This window comes from Robertmurraya sp. (genome assembly GCF_036676585.1).
Taxonomy (GTDB): domain Bacteria; phylum Bacillota; class Bacilli; order Bacillales; family Cytobacillaceae; genus Robertmurraya_A.
The window spans coordinates 1-3,205 of the sequence record NZ_JAKFCQ010000180.1 but is presented as its reverse complement, the minus strand read 5'-3'; the positions used below and the strand labels follow the sequence as shown (position 1 = coordinate 3,205).

The 3,205-nt window shown below is 37.1% G+C and carries 3 protein-coding genes; all 3 read right to left on the bottom strand.

What is annotated here, in order from left to right; translation table 11 throughout:
• Positions 1 to 227, bottom strand: a 227-nt coding sequence (locus ACGLXV_RS22470) for a metal-sensitive transcriptional regulator (protein ID WP_391560380.1), incomplete at its 3' end; no start/stop codon positions are given.
• Between the two features lie 523 nt (positions 228 to 750).
• Entirely contained in the window at positions 751 to 1,887 is a 1,137-nt protein-coding gene (locus tag ACGLXV_RS22465) for an MBL fold metallo-hydrolase (protein WP_391560379.1), read from the bottom strand.
• 143 nt (positions 1,888 to 2,030) lie between these two features.
• Positions 2,031 to 3,205: sulfurtransferase TusA family protein (locus ACGLXV_RS22460; protein WP_391560378.1), on the bottom strand; the 1,175-nt coding region annotated here is incomplete at its 5' end.

Here is a 3,205-nt window from a genome sequence, read left to right as displayed (position 1 = left end):
ATCAGATCCTCTGCATTTGTTTCTTCGTTTTCATTAGCTTTTTGTACACAGTCAACTAAATTAGAACTTACAATTACACCCATTGTACGATCAACAGCCGTTCGAACAGCTGATAATTGTGTTATCACTTCTTTACAGTCCTTATTTTCTTCCATCATTCTTAAAATCCCTCTAAGCTGCCCTTCCATACGCTTTACTCTATTTTGAATTTGAGTATTGTATTCCATATCCTTACCTCCTTTTAACAAAGATTTTTTATATTAAGTTGATCTTCTTTCAATAGTTTTGAATGATGACCAGCAAAGGTATATCCAATCACTTGAAACCCTTTCTTCCGTAGGAGACGAATACCCACATTTTTTTCTAGATTGTTTGAAGCAATAATATATAGTTTACGATTGGGTATGTCAGTGCTAAATCTATTAAGATAAGCAACAGGTATGTTTATCGAACCTGGTATAGAGAATTTACTTGATTGGTTATAATCTCTTATATCAATGATTGTAGATTTTGTTCCGATCTCTTCTCTGGGAATATACACTACAGAGAAAACCGGAAAATATCTTTCAAATAACACATATCCAATCACTAACAGTAGAATGGTAACAAAAGTAATCTGAAATACCTCCTTAGGTGTTTGTCGATATGTACATATTATACCCCTGCAGGTATAAAGTCAACTAGGGAAATTTTTCCTCACCAAATAGAAGGTAACTGTAGTCGTTACCTTCCTCATTTTTAATTAATCTTCTATCTTACCGCACAACGATTCGGGCCAATCTCCATTTCCCTTTGTTGTTCTACATCTGGCGTTATCTTCCCCATATTTGTTTCTCGAATTTCCTGGTATGAATTCGGCTGAGGTGGTAGGTTTTCCGTTACCACTTTTCTAAATTCATTCTCATCTACAATATTTAATCCGTGATTTTGTTGATATAGCACACCTAGTTTTTCAGATATACTTCCATTATCATGCATTTCATTAATCCCCATATAGTGAGCAGGCAGCACCAGTAAGTCATCCGCTAATTCTTTGTACCGCTTATATAGTGTATTTCGTAAATCGCCTACCCAATCTTCTGCTTTTCCCGCAAGGTCTGGGCGTCCAATAGAGTCAATAAACAGAATATCTCCTGTTAATAAATATTGGTCATCGATGACAAAAGAGGTACTCCCTATGGTATGACCCGGAGAGTAAACCGCCTTAATTGTCGTTTTACCAACTTGATACTCATCGTCGTCATTAATTTGTTGATACGTAAAATTTACTTCAGTAGCATCTTTAGGTGGAAGATAATAGGTTGCTCTCATTTTTTCAGCAAGCATTCTCCCACCAGAAATATGGTCTGCATGTAAATGAGTATCAAATACATGAATCAAAGTAATATGATGCTCTGTGATAAAACTTTCATACGGTTCAATCATACGGCTTGTATCAATTATCGCACCTTCACCATTTGATTCAATCAAGTATGATAAACACCCTTTGCCTATCCGAACAAATTGGTAGATTGATCCCCCATTTTTTAAATCGCCAATCTTAATAGGTTCTAAATATTCACTCCATGCTTTCATCCCACCCTCAACAGAATATACATCAGTTCGCCCAGCTTCTGCGATCTGTTGAGCCACTAATTTTGAGGATCCTCCTTTCGCACATATGACATAAATAGTCTTATCTGTTGGTAACTTGTCTTTAATTGAGTCAACCCCTTCTAATAGGTCAAAGTAAGGGGCGTTAATGATGTGAACATTTTTACCTTCAATCTTCCAATCATCAAAAGCATCCGTGTTTCTTGCATCTAAAATAAGCACTTCCTCATCATTGATCACTTTTTTGGCAATCTCCTTTACGGAGATGGTTTTAACCGCTGTTTCAATAGTCATTTTCTGCCTCCTTCATAAACGTTTATTCGTCTTTCTTGAATTATTATCTTTCCGTTTGACTTTTCCATGCCAAGATACCACCTACCATATTTTTTTACGAAAAAAACGCATGACTCCCGTATTTGAGTCATGCGTTTGCTATGTTATTTCTTTTTAATCCAGAACTTAATTAGCTTATCATCTTGTTCCATTTTTAGAATGGTATGTCCAGCATTTTTTGACCAAGCAGGTAAATCATTTAATGCACCTTTATCTGTTACATGAAGCTCTAGTACCTGGCCACTTTCTAATACCTCTATTCCTTTTTTCAACTTTACGATAGGCATTGGACAGGTTAAACCACTAACATCTACCAATGAATCTACTTGTAAGTCATTGGTGGTTTCTTCGATAACTGTTTCTCCAAGATCGTTCGTTTTTGTTTCAACTTGTTTGACTATGTTGCTTCCAAATACAGAAGAATAGGTCTTCCAGCCGCCATCAACATTCTTTACTTTGTACCCGTTATTTTTTAGAATACGGCTTGCTAAATACCCTCTTAACCCTACCTGACAGCTTACATATACGGTCTGATCTTTAGGAATTTCATCTAATTTATTTCTGAGTTCGTTTAGTGAAATATTAATTGAACCTTCAATAAAACCAAATTCACGTTCTATTGGTTCGCGAACATCAATTAGTAAGCCACCTTCAGCAACGATTTGGTCTACTTCATGCCACTGAATATGTTCCAATTCACCATCCATAATATTTGTTGCTACATAACCAGCCATATTGACTGGATCTTTAGCAGATGAATACGGTGGAGCGTATGACAGTTCTAAGTTTGTTAAGTCTTCAACCGTTAATCCACCTTTAATCGCTGTAGCAATAACGTCCATTCGCTTATCGACCCCATCTGCTCCAATCGCTTGTGCACCAAAGATTTTTCCTGTTTCCTTGTCAAAAATCAACTTTAGAGACAGTGGTGCAGCTCCTGGATAGTAGCCAGCATGAGAGCTTGGGTGGATATGAACGACTTCGTAAGATACCCCTAACCGTCTTAGTGTTTTTTCATTGTTCCCAGTAGCGGCAACAGTTAAATCAAACACCTTTGCAATAGAAGGCCCCATCGTTCCTTGATATTTCTCTTTTTTACCCATGATATTATTTGCTGCCATTCGTCCTTGACGGTTTGCAGGGCCAGCAAGTGGAATCATTGCCTTTGTGCCACTAATATAGTCTACTACCTCAACTGCATCACCCACTGCATAAATATCCTCATTTGACGTTTGAAGATACTCATTCACAATGATACCTCCACGCTGTCCTAATTCAA

What these genes read in the sequence shown, in the direction of transcription:
- ACGLXV_RS22465 (WP_391560379.1), bottom strand. Translation starts at nt 1,887, where the DNA reads ATGACTATTGAAACAGCGGTTAAAACCATCTCCGTAAAGGAGATTGCC.